At 62.4% G+C, this 20,540-nt stretch carries 16 protein-coding genes and 5 pseudogenes; 9 read left to right on the plus strand and 12 right to left on the minus strand.

The genetic code is table 11. The features are described 5' to 3' along the window. Positions 1-773: 773 nt before the first annotated feature. From GGQ59_RS14465 to GGQ59_RS14470, 3 genes and pseudogenes are all read right to left on the minus strand, one after another. The gene (locus tag GGQ59_RS14465; protein WP_343074341.1) at positions 774-1,478 is read right to left on the minus strand and encodes a YbhB/YbcL family Raf kinase inhibitor-like protein; all 705 of its coding nucleotides are present in this window, start codon (positions 1,476-1,478) and stop codon (positions 774-776) included. A 1,332-nt stretch (positions 1,479-2,810) separates the two neighbouring features. Continuing rightward, positions 2,811-3,059: pseudogene (locus GGQ59_RS15095) on the minus strand (transposase); the annotation flags it as partial. Continuing rightward, a pseudogene (locus GGQ59_RS14470) lies at positions 3,057-3,746 on the minus strand (sulfite exporter TauE/SafE family protein); the annotation flags it as partial. The pseudogenes GGQ59_RS14470 and GGQ59_RS15095, both read right to left, overlap by 3 nt. Positions 3,747-3,764: 18 nt before the next feature. Between GGQ59_RS14470 and GGQ59_RS15510 the strand changes: the two are divergent. Beyond that, positions 3,765-3,956 carry an MFS transporter gene (locus GGQ59_RS15510; RefSeq protein ID WP_343074342.1) on the plus strand — a complete coding sequence of 64 codons (192 nt, stop codon included), beginning with the start codon at positions 3,765-3,767 and terminating at the stop codon, positions 3,954-3,956. Between the two features lie 20 nt (positions 3,957-3,976). On the opposite strand, the gene GGQ59_RS14480 is transcribed toward GGQ59_RS15510, so the two are convergent. Both GGQ59_RS14480 and GGQ59_RS15515 read right to left on the minus strand, forming a co-directional pair. Next, positions 3,977-5,839: a monovalent cation:proton antiporter-2 (CPA2) family protein gene (locus tag GGQ59_RS14480; protein ID WP_183819875.1), complete on the minus strand. Its 1,863-nt coding sequence runs from the start codon at positions 5,837-5,839 to the stop codon at positions 3,977-3,979. A gap of 114 nt (positions 5,840-5,953) precedes the next feature. Beyond that, positions 5,954-6,893 (minus strand): annotated as a pseudogene (locus GGQ59_RS15515) (DUF5996 family protein). A 240-nt stretch (positions 6,894-7,133) separates the two neighbouring features. Here GGQ59_RS15515 and GGQ59_RS14490 point away from each other — a divergent pair. Continuing rightward, positions 7,134-7,939, plus strand: a pseudogene (locus GGQ59_RS14490) (IS5 family transposase). A gap of 216 nt (positions 7,940-8,155) precedes the next feature. On the opposite strand, the gene GGQ59_RS14495 reads toward GGQ59_RS14490, so the two are convergent. Then, positions 8,156-8,986, minus strand: coding sequence for an aldo/keto reductase (locus GGQ59_RS14495; protein ID WP_183819877.1), 831 nt, complete (start codon positions 8,984-8,986; stop codon positions 8,156-8,158). A gap of 75 nt (positions 8,987-9,061) precedes the next feature. Then, complete coding sequence (locus GGQ59_RS14500; RefSeq protein WP_221401088.1) at positions 9,062-9,622, minus strand: TetR/AcrR family transcriptional regulator; 561 nt, start codon at positions 9,620-9,622, stop codon at positions 9,062-9,064. Between the two features lie 156 nt (positions 9,623-9,778). Between GGQ59_RS14500 and GGQ59_RS14505 the strand changes: the two genes are divergently transcribed. From GGQ59_RS14505 to GGQ59_RS14520, 4 genes are all read left to right on the plus strand, one after another. Next, the gene (locus GGQ59_RS14505; RefSeq protein WP_183819881.1) at positions 9,779-10,768 is read left to right on the plus strand and encodes a zinc-dependent alcohol dehydrogenase family protein; all 990 of its coding nucleotides are present in this window, start codon (positions 9,779-9,781) and stop codon (positions 10,766-10,768) included. Positions 10,769-10,966: 198 nt separating this feature from the next. Next, positions 10,967-11,257 carry a metal/formaldehyde-sensitive transcriptional repressor gene (locus tag GGQ59_RS14510; RefSeq protein WP_183819882.1) on the plus strand — a complete coding sequence of 97 codons (291 nt, stop codon included), beginning with the start codon at positions 10,967-10,969 and terminating at the stop codon, positions 11,255-11,257. Between the two features lie 216 nt (positions 11,258-11,473). Beyond that, a complete protein-coding gene (locus tag GGQ59_RS14515; protein ID WP_183819884.1) occupies positions 11,474-12,583 on the plus strand; it encodes an S-(hydroxymethyl)glutathione dehydrogenase/class III alcohol dehydrogenase in 1,110 nt (369 codons plus the stop codon). Positions 12,584-12,993: 410 nt separating this feature from the next. Next, entirely contained in the window at positions 12,994-15,639 is a 2,646-nt protein-coding gene (locus GGQ59_RS14520) for an excinuclease ABC subunit UvrA (RefSeq protein WP_425511361.1), read from the plus strand. A gap of 274 nt (positions 15,640-15,913) precedes the next feature. Here GGQ59_RS14520 and GGQ59_RS14525 read toward each other — a convergent pair whose 3' ends face one another. The 5 genes from GGQ59_RS14525 to GGQ59_RS14545 form a co-directional block, all read right to left on the minus strand. After that, complete coding sequence (locus tag GGQ59_RS14525; protein ID WP_183819886.1) at positions 15,914-16,207, minus strand: putative quinol monooxygenase; 294 nt, start codon at positions 16,205-16,207, stop codon at positions 15,914-15,916. 111 nt (positions 16,208-16,318) lie between these two features. Continuing rightward, positions 16,319-17,059 carry an SDR family oxidoreductase gene (locus GGQ59_RS14530; protein WP_183819888.1) on the minus strand — a complete coding sequence of 247 codons (741 nt, stop codon included), beginning with the start codon at positions 17,057-17,059 and terminating at the stop codon, positions 16,319-16,321. Between the two features lie 17 nt (positions 17,060-17,076). After that, on the minus strand, positions 17,077-17,253 hold the full coding sequence (locus tag GGQ59_RS14535; RefSeq protein ID WP_183819890.1) for a hypothetical protein: 177 nt from the start codon (positions 17,251-17,253) through the stop codon (positions 17,077-17,079). Between the two features lie 11 nt (positions 17,254-17,264). Then, on the minus strand, positions 17,265-17,561 hold the full coding sequence (locus GGQ59_RS14540) for a putative quinol monooxygenase (protein ID WP_183819892.1): 297 nt from the start codon (positions 17,559-17,561) through the stop codon (positions 17,265-17,267). 71 nt (positions 17,562-17,632) lie between these two features. Beyond that, complete coding sequence (locus tag GGQ59_RS14545) at positions 17,633-18,427, minus strand: type 1 glutamine amidotransferase domain-containing protein (protein WP_183819894.1); 795 nt, start codon at positions 18,425-18,427, stop codon at positions 17,633-17,635. A 113-nt stretch (positions 18,428-18,540) separates the two neighbouring features. On the opposite strand from GGQ59_RS14545, the gene GGQ59_RS14550 reads away from it, so the two are divergent. The 3 genes and pseudogenes from GGQ59_RS14550 to GGQ59_RS14840 all read left to right on the plus strand — a co-directional run. After that, positions 18,541-19,476 (plus strand): LysR family transcriptional regulator, encoded by a 936-nt coding sequence (locus GGQ59_RS14550; protein ID WP_183819896.1) that lies wholly within the window; start codon positions 18,541-18,543, stop codon positions 19,474-19,476. A gap of 218 nt (positions 19,477-19,694) precedes the next feature. Next, positions 19,695-20,351 (plus strand): TetR/AcrR family transcriptional regulator, encoded by a 657-nt coding sequence (locus GGQ59_RS14555; protein ID WP_183819899.1) that lies wholly within the window; start codon positions 19,695-19,697, stop codon positions 20,349-20,351. Further along, positions 20,335-20,540, plus strand: a pseudogene (locus GGQ59_RS14840) (hypothetical protein); the annotation flags it as partial. The gene GGQ59_RS14555 and the pseudogene GGQ59_RS14840, both read left to right, overlap by 17 nt.

Below are 20,540 nucleotides of genomic sequence, written 5' to 3' on the forward strand. Positions count from 1 at the left end.
CTGCGCCTGTTGCGGCGGCGCGGGAACGCTCGCTTGCTGCGCGGCGGCGGGAGAGATGAGGCCGAGCGCGGACGCGCCGAGCAGCAGAGCCGCCGCAACAGATGTCGAGGCTAGCCGTTGACGACGAAATCTATCTAGCACGGGTTCCCAGTTCAGCACGCTGCTTATGCACACGGACGAATGAGCGGCTTCCGCTGTGAGGACGGTAGGACGTCATGCCCGGTAGAGCGGCGTAGTGAACCGATAGATTTTGCTCGCTTGTGTCAGCGACGCACACCACTGAAATATTGCGCAGCGTTAAAACACGCAGGTCGGCAATGCGTGTGTTGATTATCATCCGCTATATAGTGGCGGTAATTATTCTGCTTATATATATGATATCGTTATGACTACACGCACGATGTCGATTACATCTGCAATGGCGCCAGATTTGTACATCGGACTGTCTTTTCCACAACGGCTACATAGGGGTATCAGGACGTCGCGTGTATTCGCGCGTGTGCTAAAATTTCAGTTGGCTACATAGTAACGCTATTCATCGCCGAACGTTGAAGGAGGTGGCACGGGCGATTTGGCAGGCTGACGGAACCCGAGAAGCTGCGGCCATGAACACATTGGCGCAGAACCGGACATTGGGGACGTATGCTCGGACAGTCGCACACAACGTCCCGCTTTCGAGTCTATATAGAGAGAACGGACCGGTAGGCGACTCTCCGTGGGTCCACGCCGGCAGAGGCCGCTCCTCTCGACTAGGAACTCGGCTCTGTCGCCCGTCACCCCGGCCGCTCGTAGGACGCCTGCAGCACCGCGACTGCGAGGACATGACCGGTCAGCGCGTCTTCGACCGCTGTCCGACCCGACCCGGACTTCAGGTCGATCGGGACGTCCAGTGCGAAGAGCTGGAAGACGTAGTCGTGAGCGCCATGCCCGTTCGGGGGATCGGGGGGCAGCCAGGCCTGTTGCTGATACGAGTTTCGACCGGTCGACGGCACCGACGCTGACTCGGCCAAACTGCCCCCTTGCCCGAGGAGGTCCCAGACGAGCCAATGAACCAACGGCTCGGGGCTAGGCGCATCCGCGTCTTCGACGACCAGAACCAGCGACTTCGTGCCGGCGGGCGGATCGGTCCAAGCGAGGGGCGGCGACACGGCCTCTTCCTTCGCATCGGCTGTGAACCGGGCCGGCAGCGTCCCGCCGGGTTCGAACGCGGGACTGGTCAGGGTGAATCGGTCGGAAGGCGCACGGGGCGCGGTAGACGGCTTCGCCGCCATTAGCTTCGCGTGTCCGGCGCGGACGTTCTTCAACGAACGTCCGAGGAAAGCGGGAACGTTTTCAAGCATGAGAACCCTCGTGCAGTTATCGAACGAACGCGCGAGCTGTGCCCAAGTTCCTTCATTGGCGTGCATGGTCCGGTGGCCTGCCTCCTTCGGAGTGGTCCGGAGGATATGTTCGGATGGAGCATGGAAGGAGAGCGTCATGGGAAGGGAGCGGCACCGCCCACTGTACCCGCCGAATAGCTACGCAACGCCGCTCTGCCGTATGGATCGGTGGCGCCGGACTCCTACGACGTTCTCGGTGATCCAAGTGATAGGCTTATGGGCAGCAGGAGGATGCGCGACTGCCTGGTTGGAGCCTTGAAGCCGGCTATTCTTGCCCAACCACGTAACACTCTGCCTAAACTTGCGTGCTCGCCGCGAGCTTGAGCAGCCCATTCAGGTAGTCGGGGCGTTCCGCATTGCGCAGACTGAGATGGATGGTTTTGTCTATGCCGTCGCCATATATTGTCGCAAATTGTTCGAGACTCGTTGCACTGCCGGTTGCATCAAAATCGTACTCTTGCTGCGACGTAGGTCGCACACATTCGTCTAATAGATACAACGGTCTTCTACAGCTTCGGGATGCACTAGTTCGGCTTCAGTTTTGGCACTTGGAATGCCCGGCCGTTTTTTGAGCTAGGCATACTCTCTTCCCCGGTATGCCCCTCTTCGTTTTGATCTGTCTTACCATGTTAACAATTTCCTCAAGATTTTCACCTACATCAATGCTGCTGCCGTCCTGCATTCCCCGCTCTCACAGCGCATATTCGTGCGCAAGTAGGGCGGCAGCTTTCCTATGTTGACCCGAACGTAGCCTGTCGCCCCAGTGTCAGTATGCTTCTGCGATCGTTGCGCTATTGAACTCGTCCGGTAGACATTCATTCGTCTTCGTAAGTGAGTAATGTGCATACCGTTCTCTCCTACTCACTCTGAGATAAAACCTTCGTTTGTAGATTCGTTAACGGTATGGCACGCTGTCAGCGTTGCTAGGCGAGGGTTGGGTTGGGGGAGGCTCAACGATCTCGAGCAACAACGAGCGCGTGGCAACGCCTGTACCAAACGCTGCTCGTGCGCGTCCGGCTCAAATCCGATTTGGGCCGGACGCGTTGATCCATCCTCGGCCACGAAGCGATCGCTCGTACTGTTTGCGAAGGTCAAAGGTGACGACGGCACCAGTACCTCGACGAGCACGCCAACCTCTGTCGCAAGGACGGCGCGTGGGTCGTGACCGTACAAGTTGGTAGCAATAGCGATCTCGAAGATACCATAAGGGTAGATTGGGAGTGGCACGGCCACGAGCCCGAGGACGATCAGCCGGACTATAATAGTCTCGCTCTGTAAGCTATTTCGGCTTATCAATGCTACGGGGGCGAGATACACTCAATCTGTGGCGGCGTTCTTTCCGGCGAGCAGTCCCGGATCGATAAAGACGAAGGTTCCCAGGCATACCGACGGGACGTACGCCGCCCCCTAGGAGCCTGGCTCAGAAGTCGGTCACCCGGCGTAGTGCCGAACGAACCGACGGGTGAGGATGCGGGCGTTGGCGATGAGGAGCCAGGCGGTGGCGGAGGTGATGGTGGCCTCCCAGTCCTTGGCCAGGCGGCGAGATCGTCCGAGCCACGCGAAGGTTCTCTCCACGACCCATCGTCGGGGCAGGACCATGAAGCCGCTCGCCTCATCGGACCGCCTGACGATGTGGAGGGTCCAGTCGCCCTTGCCTTCAAGCGCAGAGCGCAGCTTGTGCGCCAGCTTTGCCCCGTACGGTGCCGTCAGCGCGCTGATCGCCGCGACACTCGCGAAGGCGGGAAGGCTCACGTTACCGACGCTGAGCGGCGGCAGCACCGCCCCCTGCCCGGCCAGCATGAAGCCGATCGCGCCGGGGACTGCGATGAACAGGCCGAACCCCGCCGCCGTCGCGATGGCGACGTGTACCGATCGCCCGAACGAGGTCAGTAGCAGCACGCCGATCACGCCGCCGCCGATACCCATCAGCGCCGAACCGACGCCCTTCACCGCGCCGAGGACGCCCTGCCAGAAGCGCGACGGCAACGACGCGCCCGGCTTCGCTTCACCGCGCCCGAAGATCAATCGCTGAACGGCGATCAAGATCGTACCGACGCTGAAGATCAGCGTTAGGACGTCGACGCTTACGATCCGAGCGAGCCCTGCCCCACCGAGCGACCCCGCCGCGATGAACGGTCCCCACCAACGAAGGACGCTCCAATCCACGCGTCCAGACTTCGAATGCCCCCTCAGTGACCTAATGCTCGTCACGATGATGGCCGCGAGCGACGTTCCGACGGCGAGCTTCATCTGCTCGCTCTCGGCCGCCCCCGTCGCGTCGAACACCGCGTAGAGAGCCGGCACGACGACCACACCACCGCCGATCCCGAACAGCCCAGCGTCTACCAGGATGCGAAAGCTACGCACCGCCGGACGGAGTGGTTCATGCTACCGTCTTGGGCGGAACACCTGCGGCATCACAACCGGGCGACGAGGCACGACGCCGACACGCAGAAGGCGGTCGAGTGCTTCCACCGTGGCGAAGCGCCACCGAAGTTCCGCCACCTACTCGCTTCCCAACGCGGTCCCGCAGTGCCCGATAACATCGGTGCACCGCAAGCCGTTCCTGCACCGTGAGCGGTCGCAAATCGGGTCTACTACGATCTCGGCCCTCGTCGGATTTCCTCCACTTGCCGTGCCGCGTGAGCCGTTGCCGGTTCCCTGACCCGGTTGACGGCTCTCACGAGGCCTTCGTCCTCGTACCAGAGTTCTCCCGGCTTCGCGTGCTCGGCGATCGCGCGGGTCACCTTCTTGTCCGCCTCGTCGAGGACTTCGACCATGCGTTCCGCCTGCTCTCGCGGGATGCCTAACGCTTCGTAGGCGGAACGGGCGATCCGCAGCGAACTGTCATAGGTCTCGCGAATCACGTCCCGGCAGCCCGCCGCCCACAGCTCGAAGACGTGCGGGCGGTCGACCGCACGCGCGATGACGTGGACCTGTGGGTAGTTCTCGACGATGTAGCGCGTGAGGGTCGTGATCTGATCCTTGTTGTCGATCGCGACGATGACGAGCTTGGCGCGCGCGATGCCGGCGGCGGCCAGCAGATCCGGCCGTGTCGCATCGCCGAAGAAGACCCTGAACCCAATCCGGCGCATGGCCTCGAGTTGCTTGGAGTTGTAGTCGATGACGGTCGTCTCGTAACCAGCCGTCTTGATCATGTTCTGGATAATGCCGCCCATCCGGCCGCATCCGCAGACGATCACCGGCGCTACCTGATCGATATCGTCCGCCTCGGCCTCCTGCTGCGTAACACCGCGCGCGGCGAAGACGCGCTCCCACAGGATGAACAAGCCAGGCGTCGCCAGCATCGAGATCGCGATGACGAGCTGAAGTATGCTCGCGATCTCCCCCGGGAGCAGCCTGTTCGACAATGCGAAGGAGATGAGGACGAAGCCGAACTCGCCCGCCTGCGCCAGCCCAAGTGAGAAGAGCCACTTGTCCGCTCCCTCGACTTGAAAGAGGCGCGCGAGCGCGAAGAGGATTGCCCCCTTCACCACCAGCACGCCGACGGTTAGACTAAGGATGGTACTGAGGTTCTCACTCATCAGCGCGAAGTCTATCCCGGCACCGATCGTGATGAAGAACAGGCCAAGGAGAAGCCCTCGGAACGGATCGATGTCGGCTTCGAGTTCGTGTCGGTACTCGCTGTTCGCGAGGACGACGCCTGCAAGGAACGCGCCTAGCGCGGGCGACAGTCCGACGAGCGACATAAGAAGCGAGATCGCGATGACGATCAGCAGGGCCGCGGCGCTGAACAGCTCGCGGAGTCCGGCACTCGCCACCATTCGAAAGAGCGGACGAGTCAGGTAGCTGCCGCCGACGAGGACGGCCGCGACCGCCGCAAGCGTGACGAGCCCCGCCTGCCATCCCGCGAGCCCTTCGACGAGGCTGAGTCCCGCGTCGTGGCCATCCGCCCCCTCATGCCCTGCCCCGTCATGCGCGGCGTCCGGCAGTGCGAGGAGCGGCAGAAAGGCAAGGATCGGGATGACAGCGATGTCTTGAAACAGGAGCACCGAGAAGCCGGCCTGCCCCCCGTCGCTCCGCATCAGGCCCTTCTCCTGCAGCGTCTGCAAGACGATCGCGGTCGACGATAGGGCGAGGATCAAGCCGACGGTGACGGCGAGCTGCCATGACAAGCCGAAGAAGAGAGCGCCCCCACCGATCGCGGCAGCCGTCAGGAACACTTGGCCGCCGCCGAGCCCCAGCAGGCGGTTGCGCATCGACCAGAGAACCGGCGGCTCCAGCTCGAGCCCGACAAGGAACAGCATCATGACGACGCCGAACTCGGCGAAGTGCTGCACGGCGATGACGTCGACTCCGAGCGCGTTCAAGATCGGACCGATCGCGACACCGGCGATCAGGTAGCCGAGGACCGATCCGAGACCGAAGCGCGTCGCGAGCGGAACGGCGATCACGCCTGCCGCCAGAAGGATGAAGGCGATCAAGAAGACGTCGGTCATGCGGTTGCTCTGGTTAGATGGGCAGTAGCAAGCGCCAACGCTGACGTTGCCGCCCAAAACTGCGAATTGCACACGCGGCTTCGTGGCGGAACGGTTGCGGCTGGAGGCGGGAGTCTATCGAACAGGTCGAGGAATCCAAGAGTGTTGAAGATGATACTCGAGACTTGCCCGATCCCAATCGCTCGACTCGGCGGCGGTTTCGTAGGTGGTCTGCAAGAATGCCATCAGTGCTGCTTCTGGATCGTCAGCCGCTCGCACTGCCTCGTAAGATAGGACGAGCTCGCCGAGCGTCTGATCCCCGCGCGCCGCGGCGGGTTCAACGAGGCGGTCGCTGAAACCGTCCGTCACCGGATAGGCGTAGCTGCAGAACATCGCTTCGCCGGCGCCGCCGTTTCCGGGCCAGAAGCCTGCCGACGAGACCTCGTGCGAGTAGGCTTCTTTAGTGACGGCGTCCGGTAGGTTTGGAATGCCGCCGGGATGGGAGGGTGTGGCCCTTCCGGAAAACCGCGTTACCGCCAAGTTGAAACTGCCCCAGAACAAATGAACAGGACTGACCTTGCCGAGGAAGCCGGTGCGGAATTCATTGAAGACAGCGTCGATCCGGACCAAAGCACGGTGGAGCGCGAGACTGCATCAGCGTCCCACGGGCGTTGTTTAGTGTCTTCGCCAAATGGGGTTGCTTAAGGCAATTCGTTCGGCCGGCGGTCATGAATGGCCGAGCCACCGGGCCGTTCGATCATGGCGGAAAAGCGCGCATCGAAATCCGCGACCGACATCGGTTCGAGCGCGAAACTGTCGCTAATACCGCCAGGGCAGGACGCCATCAATCGATGCCGGTGCAGATCAAATTGTATTGTGATGCCTTGAGCATCCGGAACAAGACCGGTCGTGAGGCCATCGGCATTCACATAAAGCGTTGTATGCCAGGAATGATTGACCCATGGCGTATGCGCAAGGCGATACTTGCCATGAACTGCGTACACAGATGGCGCGCGGCACAGGTGTCTTTCCAGGCCTCGAGGGGTATATCCGGCCATTGATCAGTGTCCAATATGTTCTTTTACCCGATAACTTAAACTTGCTGTCCCGGCTCAACAGTATTCGGCAGAAACGCGCCGAGAGACCATCATCGGCAACTCCAACGCTCGCGCCATCGCGACGAACTGAGTCACTCTTTGTTCAATTTTCACTGTTGACGATCTGATCGACTAAATCGCTGAGAGCCTGTACGGAAACGGTTGCGGGGCCGGCTTCCTGATGATTCCAGAAGGTGTCAAAGCTTTCGGAGATCGCCATGTGGACGCCAGCCACCAGGGCGCAGCATAGCCGCTTGGACCTTCGCTACCAGACCGATCTGACGGATGGGGAGTGGGCGGTTGTCAGCCCGCTCCCGCCGCAGCCCGCTAGGACGGGACGACCTCGGAAGTGGCCGCTTCGGCGGATCGTGGAAGCGGTGTTCTACGTTCTGCGGACCGGCTGCCCGTGGCGCCTGCTGCCGCTCGACTTCCCGCCGCGCACGACGGTTTGGGACTGGTTCTGCCGTCTGCGCGACGAACGGGTTTTCGAGCGCGTGGCCCGCGCTCTCGGCGCGCTCGATCGCGAGCGGGAAGGCAGGGAAGCGAGCCCGCCGGCGGCGGTCATGGACAGCCAGTCGGTGAAGACCACGGAGGCAGGCGGACCGAGAGGCTACGATGGTGCGAAGAAAGTCATGGGACGCAAGCGCCACGCCCTCGTCGATACGGACGGCAGGCTTCTGCTCGCACAGGTCGGACCCGCCAGCGTGCAGGACCGCGACGCGGTCGGACCGCTGGTGACGGCCTCGCGGTCCCGCTTCCCCTTCGTGGACCTCATCTTCGCCGACGCAGGCTACCAAGGACCGCGCGCTCGGAACGCCTGCCCCATCCCGCTCGAGATCGTGCGTGGCCCGCGCGGACAGTCCACCTTCACAGTCCAGCCCCGCCGATGGGTCCTAGCTTCGCCTGGTTCGGCAGGAACTGCCGCCTCTGGGAGGACGCCGAGACCACTACCGCCTCTGCGGAAGCCTTCCTCTACGCTGCTGCCACCGTCCTGCTTGTCAGACGCCTCGGACGCTCAACGTAGTTTCCGTACGGACTCTAAGAACGGTCGGACGCTTATTCGTGGAGGCTAAGAGCAGATTGGGGCCAGGGGCGCGATAGGCCTGGTTCTCGAACCGTCAGTCGCGCAGCACCCGCTCGCTAGCGGTGTCGACACTGGTCCGACCACCGCACCGCTGAGCGCCTACCGCCGATCCGGTTTGCGTTCTGTTCCTTCGAGCGATAATATCGTCATCTGACGCTAAAGCATCTCGAGTGGACGGCGGTCGCCTGGCCTGGGAAATGCCGCGTCGAGTGTCGCAAGCTGAGCGTCGGAAAGAACGATATCGGCGGCCGCGCGGTTCTCCCGCACATGTGCGACTGAACTCGCTTTCGGGATGGCGATGAGACCATCTTGCCGCAACGTCCACGAAAGTGCGACCTGCACAGGGGTTGCGCCAACCTCGGCTGCAATTTTGTCGAGAGCGGGGTGGGTAGAAAGTCGTCCCTGCTCGACTGGACTATACGCCATAACCGGTATGTTACGCTCGGCGAGCCACGGCAGCAGGTCCAATTCGGGGCCTCGCCGGACCAGATTGTAGAGGATCTGATCGGTCACGCAGCCATCCCCGCCCGCAGCGACAAGCTCTTCCATATCGTCGGTATCGAGATTGCTGACACCCCAGTGTCGGATCTTTCCTGCCGATTTGAGCGCCTCCAATGCCTCCACTGTCTCAGCGAGCGGCACCGATCCCCGCCAATGGAGAAGGTAGAGGTCCAGCCGGTCGGTGCCGAGCCGCTTCAGGCTCGCCTCGCACGCACCGGCGAGGCGGGAGCGCGATGCGTTCTGCGGATATGCCTTGCTGACGAGGTACAACTGGTCGCGAACGCTGCCAAGCGCCTTGCAAATCAGCGTTTCCGCCGCACCATCGCCATACATTTCGGCGGTATCGATGAGCGTCATGCCCAGTTCGACACCGGTGCGTAGCGCGGCGATCTCATCGGATCGGCGCTCGGCACGTTCGCCCATCTTCCAGGTGCCTTGACCCATTGAAGGAACCACTACCCCGCCGGGCAATGTCACGTGTTTCATGTGCTTTCGTCCTATGAGATGGGTTCGACTGTTTGGTCGCGGGAGGCGAATTAGCAGATGAACACCATGTAACGATCATATCGCGGCCGGCCATCGATCGAGTGCCATTGTCGCGATGGAGAGCAGTTCGTTGATCGTAGCGCCGTCGCGCGCCTGAACGGACATGCCTTCCATGACCGTATTGATGAATTTGCCTAGCACGGCCGGATCGGTGTTGGCCGCAAGCTCGCCCTGCGCGGCGCCGCGTTGCAGACGCTCGATCAGGAGGGCCTCTGCCGCGATACGCTTGTCGCGCAGCAGGCATTCGATGGCGGCGGACGCCGGCGAAACGGCTGCCGCTGCCGAATACATGAAGCAGCCGGCCGGCGTTCCAGGTTCCGAGAATGATGACGCCGCTCGTTCTAGCAGGCCTTCGACGGCCTCGTAGGTGGACAACGCCGGATCGTTGATGGGTGCATAGAGGTGGACGCTGAACGTCGCGGCGTAGCGCTCGATCACCGCCGCAAACAGCCCCGCCTTGTTGTCAAACGCTGCATAGAGACTGGCGGCGGCGACGCCAGTCTCCGCCACCAGATCGGCCATCGATGTCGCCTCGTAGCCGCGCTGCCAGAACAGCCGCACCGCCTTGTCGAGCACAGCGTCCGTATCGAACCCACGAGGGCGACCTGCGCGGCGACGGGCTTTCGTCTCTGTCATCTCTGGTGCACGATATGGAACGATCGATAAATAATATCTTGAAACTGGTGGTCGGCTCACTTACAGAACGATCATTCAATAATCAAGGAGTCTCCAATGAGCCGCATCGTCCGTATCCATGAATATGGCGACGCCAGCGTCCTCAGGATTGAAGATGTGGCAGTCCCCGCGCCCGCGGCCGACGAAGTGCAGATCGCGGTGAAGGCGATAGGCATAAACCGCGCCGAGGTGATGTTCCGCAACCATGCCTACCTTCAGGAAGCCGAGTTCCCGAGCCGCCTTGGCTATGAGGCTGCCGGCACTGTCGTTACGGTCGGCGCGGACGTGACCGGGTTTGCGGAAGGCGAAGCCGTCAGCGTCATCCCCCCGCTCGATATCGCGCGCTGGGGCACTTATGGTGAGGTCGCCAACGTGCCCGCCCGCCTCGTCGTCAAGCATCCGGCGGCGCTGTCGTTCGAGGAAGCGGCGGCCGTGTGGATGCAATATGTCACCGCCTGGGGTGCGCTGGTGGAGCAGGCGAAACTTGGCGAGGGTGATTTCGTCATCGTCACTGCTGCCTCCAGCAGCGTCGGCCTTGCTGCCTTCCAGATTGCGCGGATGGTCGGCGCGACGGTAATCGCGACGACGCGTACCGGCGCAAAGCGCCAGGCCCTGATCGATGCCGGTGCACATCATGTCGTCGCGACCGAGGAAGACGATCTGGTAGCGAGGGTGATGGAGATAACCGATGGTCAGGGTGCGCGCGTGGTGCTTGATCCGGTCGGAGGCCCGTCGTTCGAGCCGCTAACCGAGAGCATGGCACGCGGCGGCATCCTGCTCCAATATGGCGCGCTCAGCGGCGAACCGACGCCGTTCCCGTTGTTCTCCGTGCTGGGCAAGAGCCTCACGCTCAAGGGGTATCTCTACAGCGAGATCGTCTCGGACGATGCCGCCCTCGATCGCGCTAAGGCGTTCATCGTGGCGGGTCTGGAATCGGGCGCGCTTAAGCCGCGGATCGCGCGCACTTTCTCGCTCGACGCCATTCAGGACGCTCACCGCTTCCTCGAATCGAACGACCAGATCGGCAAGGTCGTCGTTACGGTCTGACCGGCGTACCAGGGGGAGTGAGCGATCGCTCCCCCCTTCCCCGACAGAGGATCGGACCCTCGGCGCCCATGCAAGGCTGCTCGTGGCGCAGGCTTGAGAGCATGACCGGAACGTCGCCCGATAAAAAACGCCCGGCTCTCTGCAGGATTGAAACTCCCCCCTGTATAGTATGCTGGAGCGATTTTTCGGGAAAACGCGATGCCATATTCATCAGAGGACAAGAAGCGAGCCATTACACGCTTGCGGCGTATCAAGGGTCAGGCGGACGCTCTGGAACGCGCGATCGAAGCGGGGGCCGATTGCGCTCCCCTGCTGCAGCAAATTGTTGCCATGCGTGGTGCGACAAATGGACTGATGGCAGAAGTGATGCAGAGTCATCTCAGGGAAACATTCGGTGCGGGCGCAGATCGGGCCGTCGGAGGCGCGGGTGGCGATCACGATGACGGCGTGGAGGGCGTAATGAAGATTCTGCGTACTTATCTTAAATGACAATTTCAGGCTCATTTTCTTGCCTGTGTTCTCCCGCACCTAGAAGCCAGCCCCCTGCCGCCTTCTCTGGTTTAAGATCCTCGCTAGGACACCTCTTGTATACTGGTAGGGAGTATTATAAAGATACTCCCTACCAGTATGAGAATGTCGACGAATTTGCGCTGACGCAACGGCCTCGCACCAGCAATCAGTTTAACTCAACGAGGGTATCCCAACATGAAATCTCGCGCCGCTGTAGCCTTCGAGGCGGGCAAGCCACTCGAAATCGTCGAGATCGATGTCGCCCGGCCCCGGAAAGGCGAAGCCCTCATACGGGTGACGCACACCGGTGTGTGCCACACCGACGCGTACACGCTGGAGGGGAGTGATCCGGAGGGTGTTTTCCCGGTGGTTCTGGGCCACGAGGGCGCGGGCATCGTTGTCGAGGTCGGTGAAGGCGTCACCAGCGTCGTGCCGGGCGATCACGTGATTCCGCTCTACACCGCCGAGTGCGGCAAGTGCGACTTCTGCCTGTCGGGCAAGACCAACCTGTGCGTCGCTGTCCGCGAAACGCAAGGCAAGGGCTTGATGCCCGATGGGACCACCCGCTTTTCGTACAACGGTCAGCCCCTCTATCATTACATGGGCTGTTCAACCTTCAGTGAATATACTGTCGTCGCCGAAGTCTCGCTCGCCAAGATCAACCCCGAGGCAAACCCCGAACACGTCTGCCTGCTCGGCTGCGGCGTCACGACCGGCATCGGCGCAGTCCATAATACCGCCAAGGTCCAGCCCGGAGACTCGGTCGCCGTGTTCGGCCTCGGCGGCATCGGCCTCGCGGCAGTTCAGGGTGCGCGCCAGGCGAAGGCGGGTCGCATCATCGCCATCGACACCAATCCGTCCAAGTTCGAGCTGGCACGCCAGTTCGGTGCGACCGAGTGCATCAACCCCAAGGACCATGACAAGCCCATCCAGCAAGTGCTGATCGAGATGTCGGGCTGGGGCATCGATCATACCTTCGAGTGCATCGGCAACGTCCATGTCATGCGCGCCGCGCTTGAATCAGCGCACCGTGGCTGGGGCCAGTCGATCGTGATTGGCGTTGCCGGCGCGGGCGAGGAAATCTCCACCCGCCCATTCCAGCTCGTCACGGGCCGGGTATGGAAGGGGTCCGCTTTCGGTGGCGTCAAGGGACGGACCCAGCTCCCCGGCATGGTCGAGGACGCGATGAGAGGCGATATCGATCTGGCCCCATTCGTAACCCACACGATGGGTTTGGAGGAGATCAACGAAGCCTTCGCACTGATGCGCGAAGGCAAGTCGATCCGCACGGTCATTCACTACTGACCTGCCGATCCGAAGCGGCGCGAGGCGCTCGGATCGACAACTCGGCCGTCATCATGGCCCGACCCCGGCCATGATGAAACGCGCTCTAGCCAATGGGCAACGCGTCGCGATGCGGTAACAAGCGCGGAGGTGCGGTCGTTACATGCCGATAGCGGCACGGACCAGGGCCGCCTGGCCCAGGCGCTTACCAGCGGAGTGTGTGTGGCCTCGTCGCGGGACCCAACGGGAACAATGGTTTTGTCGTAACCTTTTGCTTAATGCTGGAAGAATATTCCAAAGGTACCGAACACCGGGCCAGCCTGGCCGTTGGATGTATTGAGTCGGAAATGCATTCATCTGTTACCCGACTGTGACGAACTACGGGCCGCACGGGCGTAAAGGGCAGGAAGACTGAATTGAAGAGCAAGGACATTTACACGACGACGCCGGCCACCGATCATGGGCATACGGGGCCGCCCGCTTGCGTGCAGGTTCGCGGCGCGCGCCAGAATAACCTCAAGAATATTGACGTCGATGTACCGCGCGACGCCTTCGTGGTGTTCACCGGCATATCGGGCTCGGGCAAGTCATCGCTCGCGTTCGGCACCCTTTATGCCGAAGCCCAGCGGCGTTATCTGGAATCGGTTGCGCCCTATGCCCGTCGCCTGATCGACCAGGCCGGCGTGCCGGAGGTCGACGCGATCGACGGTTTGCCGCCTGCGGTCGCGTTGCAGCAGCAGCGCGGCTCGGCCAACGCGCGATCCTCGGTCGGCAGCGTGACGACGCTCTCCAGCCTGGTGCGGATGCTCTATTCGCGCGTCGGCGAATATCCGCGCCATCAACCCATGCTCTATGCGGAGGATTTCTCCCCCAACACGGTCGCGGGGGCCTGCGCGACCTGCCATGGCATCGGCCGCGTATATGACGCGACCGAAGAGACGATGGTTCCTGACGACAGCCTCACCATTCGCGATCGAGCGATCGCCGCCTGGCCGGCCGCCTGGCATGGCCAGAACCTGCGCGATATCCTCGTTTCGCTCGGCTATGACGTCGATACGCCGTGGCGCGACTTGCGGAAAAAGGATCGCGACTGGATCCTCTTCACTGAAGAGGCGCCAACGGTGCCGGTCTATGCGGGCCTGACGCCCGAACAGACCCGGACGGCGCTCAAGCGCCGGATGGAGCCGAGCTACCAGGGCACCTTCACCGGCGCGCGCCGATATGTGCTGGAAACCTTCGCCAACACTAAAAGCGCGCTGATGAAGAAGCGCGTCTCGCAATATATCATCGGCCGCGATTGCCCGACCTGCGACGGCAAGCGCCTGAAGCGCGAAGCCCTGTCCGTGAAGTTCGCGGGCCTCGACATCGCCGAGTTCGGCGATCTGACGGTGTTGAAACTCCGGGACTTGCTCACGCCCGTCGCGCACGGCGAATACGGGGGCGCCGCGGCGGTCCCGAAGGGTCATGTCCTCGGCAAGGCGGCCCGCGATGCGGCGGTCGAACGGCGGGTCGCGGCAGGAGGTTCGGCGCACAAAAGCGCGCCCGACGTACGCCGTACGCCCAATCTCTCCGACGAGAAGCGGATCGCCGCCCAACGCCTTGCCTGCGAATTGATCGAGCGGCTAGAGCCGCTGATCGATCTTGGCCTTGGCTACATTTCGCTCGACCGCAGCACGCCGACGCTCTCCTCCGGAGAGCTGCAGCGCTTGCGGCTTGCCACGCAATTGTCGTCACAGCTTTTCGGCGTGGTCTATGTGCTTGACGAGCCTTCGGCAGGGTTGCACCCGGCAGATGGTGAAGCCTTGCTCACCATCCTCGAGCGTCTCAAGGCGGCGGGCAACTCCCTGTTCGTCGTCGAACATGATCTCGACGTGATCCGCCGCGCGGAATGGCTCGTCGATGTCGGGCCGGGAGCCGGGGAGAAGGGCGGTGAAGTCCTCTACAGCGGGCCGATAGAGGGGCTTGCCGACGTCGAGACTTCGATCACCCGCCGCTACCTGTTCGCAGAGCCGCTCCGCAGTGAGCGCACACCGCGCGATCCCAAGGCATGGCTACGCCTGGAAGGGATCAGGCGGAACAATCTCCATGGTCTCGACGTCGAGTTTCCCATCGGCTGCTTTACCGCTGTCACCGGCGTTTCGGGATCGGGCAAATCCAGTCTTGTCAGTCAGGCGCTGCCCGAGCTCGTCACGGAACACCTCGGCGGCTCCCCCGTGGCCGAGGAGGAGGATATCGATCCGCTGCTCGATGTTGCGCAGAACGACACTGAAGGACGCATTGTCGCAGGCATGGAGCATGTTCGCAGGCTGGTGCGGGTCGATCAGAAACCGATCGGCCGCACGCCGCGCTCGAACCTATCCACCTACAGCGGCATGTTCGACCATGTGCGACGGATCTTCGCTGATACGCCGCTCGCCCGCCGGCGGCACTACAGCCCGGGAAGGTTCTCGTTCAATGTCGCGCAAGGCCGCTGCCCTGTGTGCGAGGGCGAGGGATACGTCATGGTGGAGCTGCTGTTCCTGCCGAGCGTTTTTGCCCCGTGCTCGACCTGTCATGGCTCTCGCTACAACCCGCAAACGCTCGAAGTCGAATGGAACGGGCGCAATATCGCCCAGGTGCTCGAACTGACGGTCGACGATGCGTGCGATTTCTTCGCTGGCGAGGCATCTGTGATGCGCTCCCTCGACGTGTTGCGGGAGATCGGTCTTGGCTACCTGAGGCTCGGTCAGCCGGCGACCGAGCTGTCTGGCGGGGAGGCGCAGCGCATCAAGCTGGCGACTGAACTGCAACGCGCTCAACGCGGCAACACGATCTACATCCTCGACGAGCCAACTTCGGGGCTTCACCCCTCCGATGGCGATCGGCTAATGCAACACCTGCAGGACCTCGTAGACGCCGGCAATACCGTCGTAGTCGTCGAACATGACATGCGCGCCATCGCACAGGCGGACTGGATCATCGACCTGGGACCGGGGGCCGGGGAAGATGGGGGCCGTATCGTTGCCAGCGGCGTCCCTGGCGTCGTTGCGGAAGCGGAAGGCAGTCTCACCGCCCGCTATCTCAAGGCGGAGCTGTAGGTCGTAAATCTGGCCAAACGCACGTTCGATCAGGTGCATCTCAACCACACGTTGGAATGGGTCGGATCTGAAAGCGGGAGCCGGCGAAGCGCCCGCCGGCCTTCGCGCAGGGCTGGCCGGGACCAATCGCGTGCAGGACGCGCTGGTCGAGAGCTTCGAAACCGGGCTCACGGGCAACCAGATCCTTGCCAGAGCACGCGGGGCCATCCATTCCGGATGGAAACACGAGCCTTACCCTGCAGTCAAACGGCAGCTTAGGGTGCCGACCGCTCCGCTATTTCGCGGCTAGCAGAGTGAACTTGTGAATCTGCGGCGGTTCAGAGAACAGTTCGTCTGCCTTGTCCATCAGTGCGGCGGCAACCTTGCCGTCAAGATGGGCCTGCCGATCCTCCTCTGTGTCGAACGTATCGAAGATCGCGTACGCACCGGGACCTTCCTCGATCGCATACCAGGTCAGAGTGCCCGCCTCAGCTTGAACGAGCGGCAATGCCGAGGTCAGGAAATTGGCGACATCGCGCTCTTTTCCGGGCTTGGCCTTCAGTGGTACATACAGGGCAAGTTTGGACATAAATGACTCCTCGAGTGAAACGAACAGATATTGTTCGGCAAAGTAACGGACGAGCGGGCCGGTACGTTCCCGAGGAGGCGGAGCACAAGCGGTCCCGCCTCCTCGTCGAAATCAGAATTCCTGTGCGGTCGGCCGGATGACGATCGCGTTGACGTCGACGTCATCAGGTTGTTCGACAGCGAACGCGATAGCACGCGCCACCGATGCCGTCGGGATGGCCTGCTTGTAGAAGTCCAGCACCGTCTCGGCAGCCGTGCCAGAGGTCGTGAACTTCAAATCGCTTTCGACAGCTCCAGGCTCGATTGACGTGACCCGGACCTTTTCCCCCACCTCGTGGCGCAAGCCCTCGCTGATCGCGCTGACGGCGAACTTGGTGCCGGAGTAGACCGTGCCGCCCGGTGCGAAGACCTTGATGCCCGCAACCGAACTCAAGTTGATGATGTGACCGCTGCCCTGCTCGAGAAAACCGGGAAGGGCCGCCGCGATGCCGTAAAGCGTGCCCTTCAGATTGACGTCGATCATCTGGTCCCACTCGTCGGTGTTGACCTCGGCCATCGGACGGATCGGCATCAGCCCGGCGTTGTTGATCAGCACGTCGAGGCGGCCGAAGTCGGCAATGATTGCGGCGACAACGGACTGGACCGCCGATTTGTCGGTCACGTCCAGCACGTAGCTACGTGCCGTGCCGCCAATTGCGGCGATGTCCGCGGCGACCTCGTCGAGCCTGTCCTTGCGCCGCGCGGCGATGGCTACCTTAGCGCCGCGTTCCGCGAGAAGACGCGCGGTTTCCGCGCCGATGCCGGTGCTGCCGCCGGTAATGAGAACGACCTTGCCTTCGATACCCTTGGTCATGACTGTATTCCTTCAAGTCAGTTGTTGATTTTTCGCCGGATCGCGGCCCCGCGCCAACGATAGGCGCGTAGATCAGTGAGGCCCAAGAGCCCCGCGCGAAGCGCAGGTGCCAACAGGCCGGTCATCCGCAACACGTCTGTGTCGAACGCCTTTACGAGCCGTGCCGTACCCACCCATTCTTCAGGCTTGCCCATTGGCGCCATCCTCAGGTTGACGAGGCGGGGTTGAGGACAAACGCGGCGCGCTCGGACAGATCGCCGATCTGAGAGAGGTAGTTCTGGAAGTGGGGCGTTGCACGGTGGGCGGCGACTGCATCCGCGTCCGCATACAGCTCGTCGAGTACGAAACGATTCGGATCGCTCTGGTCCTGCCAGAGATCGTAGCGCAAATTGCCCGGTTCGGCACGGCTTGGCTTCAGCATGGCGTCGAGCAGAGCGCGCAGGCGGTCGACGGTATCCGCACGGGCGGTTAGGACGGCGACGATCTTCACGTTGGCTGTCATGGCACCATACCCTGTCTTGGTTATATCCGAAACGGGGCGCATCCTGAGCGTCCCGCCCGTCATCCTGGTACTCACGCAGCGGCGCGATCGAGGGCTTCGATCAACGCGTCGGCCATGGCCCGGTCCGACGCGGGATTCTGACCCGTGATCAGTTCCCGGTCCACGACGACATTCGAAGCGAAGTTCTCGTCGGTGACAGAGACGTCGCCACCAGCCGACCGCAGCGCCTTTTCCATGTCGAAGTAGAGTTCGCCCTTCAGCACTTGCTCCTCGGCGATCTTTTCCTCGCTCGCCGGAAAGACTGTCATGCGGTAACCCGCGTAGATCCAGTCTCGCGCCAGATCGGCCGCCCCGGCGTCATCGCCTTCCTCCAGCGCCTTGCGGAAGGCCGGAGCATCGTCGAGCGCGGCGATAACGACCACCGGTCCGTGGCAGAGAAGCGCGGTCGGCTTGGCCGCCGCGTGGAAGTGACGGAGGATCGTGCCCGCATCGCGGTCCTGCATCAGATCGACGATGGGCGCGTGACCTCCCGGCACGAACACGCCAACGAAGCCGTCCAGACCCTCGTCGACGACCGATTTCAGCGTGCGGACGTCGTTCATGGCCGGGTGGCTGGCGAAGAAGTCCTTGGCGCGCTGGTATGCCGCCTCATCACCGCCGAAGTGGTCCTTCGTGTCGGAGCCGGCGTCGATGGGCGGCTTGGTCCCGTTGGGCGTAGCGAGAACAATATCATAGCCGGCGTCGAGCAGTGCCAGCGCGGGGACTGCCGTCTCGTTGAGATACTGACCGACCGTTGCGGTACTGCCGCTACGCAGACCGAGCTGTGTCGCGTTCGATCCAAGAACGAGAACCTGACCCTTGCTCATCTGAACCTCCATGTTCGCGGCGCCCGTCGCCGATGGATGGGAAATGGGCCTCGTTGATATATTCTAGAAGTTTATCTTTCTAATGTCAGATATACGTCTGACAGGATGACTGCATGCGCTACGATCTGAACCTGCTGCCGATCTTTATCGCGTTGATGGAGGAGCGCAGCGTCACGCGGGCTGCCGAGCGCATGGGCATGACGCAGCCCGCCGTCTCTAACGCCTTGTCGCGTCTGCGACAGATGCTTCAGGACCAGCTGTTCGTACGCGAGCGCTATGGCATCCAGCCGACCCCGATCGCGCTTGAACTCTCACCGCTGATCGCCGAGGCACTCGCTCAGCTCGACGACGCGGTCCTCGGTCAGCAGGCCTTCGACCCCGCACACGCCGAACGGCTCTTCACGATCGCGCCGAACGGCTATGTCGAGTTCGTCATCGTCCCCGCTGTCCTGGCGCGCCTGGAGAAGGTCGCGCCCGGCATCAAGCTCCGCCTGACCCCCTTCGGCAACGATCTTGCGGAAACAGGTGTCGTGTCGGGCACGACGGCACTCGTGCTGGGCCGCATCGTCGATCCACCCGACAACCTCGTCGTCCAGCACCTGATGGATGAAGGCCTCGCTTGCGCGGTCCGCGCGGATCATCCGGCCATCGGCGATGCCATGACGCGCGAGCAGTTCGAGACGATGAAGCATGTCAACATCGTGCCGCCCGGACGGATGCGCGCCGGTTTGTTTCACGCGCTGGCGCAGCAGCAGCTGAAGCGCGACGTCGCGATCTCCGTGACCAATTTCTTCGCGGCAGCCGAGATGGTAGCGGTGACCGACTATTGCGCCACCCTGCCCTCGCTCATTTGCCGACAGCTGATGCACGACCCCCGGCTGAAGGTCCTGCCCGCCCCGGTCGACCTCGGCAGCTTTCCCGTCGAGATGGCCTGGCACGTCCGTTACCGCCACGATCCCGCCCACCGCTGGCTACGGGCGCTGATCGGCGAAGTCATCACCGACTTCAAGGACAAGACGGCAGCAACAGCCATGACGTTGCCGACGTGATGGACTTCATTCGGCCGGGCGACGCCTGTTGAACTTCACAAACATTCCTTAAGGCTGACGTTCCGCACGGCATCCGAAAAACGAAATCTTGACATATCAGTTGATATCTGTATTTGTGCGCGATGGCCGCTGCCAAACCTATCCGTCGCGAATAATCGCAGGCGGCCACGCGAACGGCGCTGATCGAAGCGGTCGAGACGCTGATCCTTGAAAGTTCAATGCCGGGTCTGTCTCTGTGTGCGGTCTGCACTCGTGCCGGCTTCACCCAGGGTGCGTTCCATTCCAATTTCGCTTCGCGCGAGGATCCGCTGCTGGCGGTAATGGAGCGCAATATGGAAGAGCGCGTCCATACCCTTGCCGAAATGACGCTCGATTATCGGGCGATGACATTCGACCAGACCATCGCCCGGATCGGCGCGTGGCTGACGACCGTATCCGGCCGCCGCGAATGGGCGCAGATGGCGATTGAGCTGCGGCTCGAGGCGGTGCGCAACCCTGCCCTGGCCCGCGCAATAGCCGTGGCCGAGCAGCGGATCGATGTGCTGTTTGCCGAACGGATCGACGATCTGGTCGGGCATTTCGGGCTGAGCCCGCGGTTCCGATCGACCGAAATCGTCAAGACGCTGCTGGTCCTGTGGCGCGGCCTGGCGCTCCGTGATGACGACGACAACACGAGCCTTCCGGTGGCCGATATTTTCGGCCCTGTATGCGCGCGATGCTGGGTCGGCCGTAATGAAGCGCGCCCTGCCTTTGGTGCCAGCCCTGATGCTGGCTTTTGCCGCCAGTCCCGGGCTGGCGCAAACCGCGCTCGATTACCGTACAGCGGAAACCGCTATGGAGGCCACCCCGGCAGGAACGGTGACGGCCGAGGCTAACCTGCGCGCCGCCGAGCATCAGGCCAAAGCCGTGGCGCATCTTTACCGCCCGACCGTCATCGCCTCGGCCTCGGTCATCGCCTACGAAGAATCGCTGAGCCCCGCTCGCCGAAGGGTCGCGATCGATCACGTGCGGGGTGTCCTCGGCGTGTCAGAGCGGCGGGCGTGCCGAGTGGTTCGGCAGCACCG

This window comes from Parvularcula dongshanensis, assembly GCF_014199615.1.
Taxonomy (GTDB): domain Bacteria; phylum Pseudomonadota; class Alphaproteobacteria; order Caulobacterales; family Parvularculaceae; genus Parvularcula; species Parvularcula dongshanensis.

Coding starts and splice junctions, on each gene's coding strand:
- GGQ59_RS14465 (WP_343074341.1), bottom strand. CDS start 1,478: ATGACGCTCTCCTTCCATGCTCCATCCGAACATATCCTCCGGACCACT.
- GGQ59_RS15510 (WP_343074342.1), top strand. CDS start 3,765: ATGCTACCGTCTTGGGCGGAACACCTGCGGCATCACAACCGGGCGACG.
- GGQ59_RS14480 (WP_183819875.1), bottom strand. CDS start 5,839: ATGACCGACGTCTTCTTGATCGCCTTCATCCTTCTGGCGGCAGGCGTG.
- GGQ59_RS14495 (WP_183819877.1), bottom strand. CDS start 8,986: ATGAAACACGTGACATTGCCCGGCGGGGTAGTGGTTCCTTCAATGGGT.
- GGQ59_RS14505 (WP_183819881.1), top strand. CDS start 9,779: ATGAGCCGCATCGTCCGTATCCATGAATATGGCGACGCCAGCGTCCTC.
- GGQ59_RS14510 (WP_183819882.1), top strand. CDS start 10,967: ATGCCATATTCATCAGAGGACAAGAAGCGAGCCATTACACGCTTGCGG.
- GGQ59_RS14515 (WP_183819884.1), top strand. CDS start 11,474: ATGAAATCTCGCGCCGCTGTAGCCTTCGAGGCGGGCAAGCCACTCGAA.
- GGQ59_RS14525 (WP_183819886.1), bottom strand. CDS start 16,207: ATGTCCAAACTTGCCCTGTATGTACCACTGAAGGCCAAGCCCGGAAAA.
- GGQ59_RS14530 (WP_183819888.1), bottom strand. CDS start 17,059: ATGACCAAGGGTATCGAAGGCAAGGTCGTTCTCATTACCGGCGGCAGC.
- GGQ59_RS14535 (WP_183819890.1), bottom strand. CDS start 17,253: ATGGGCAAGCCTGAAGAATGGGTGGGTACGGCACGGCTCGTAAAGGCG.
- GGQ59_RS14540 (WP_183819892.1), bottom strand. CDS start 17,561: ATGACAGCCAACGTGAAGATCGTCGCCGTCCTAACCGCCCGTGCGGAT.
- GGQ59_RS14545 (WP_183819894.1), bottom strand. CDS start 18,427: ATGAGCAAGGGTCAGGTTCTCGTTCTTGGATCGAACGCGACACAGCTC.
- GGQ59_RS14550 (WP_183819896.1), top strand. CDS start 18,541: ATGCGCTACGATCTGAACCTGCTGCCGATCTTTATCGCGTTGATGGAG.
- GGQ59_RS14555 (WP_183819899.1), top strand. CDS start 19,695: ATGCCGGGTCTGTCTCTGTGTGCGGTCTGCACTCGTGCCGGCTTCACC.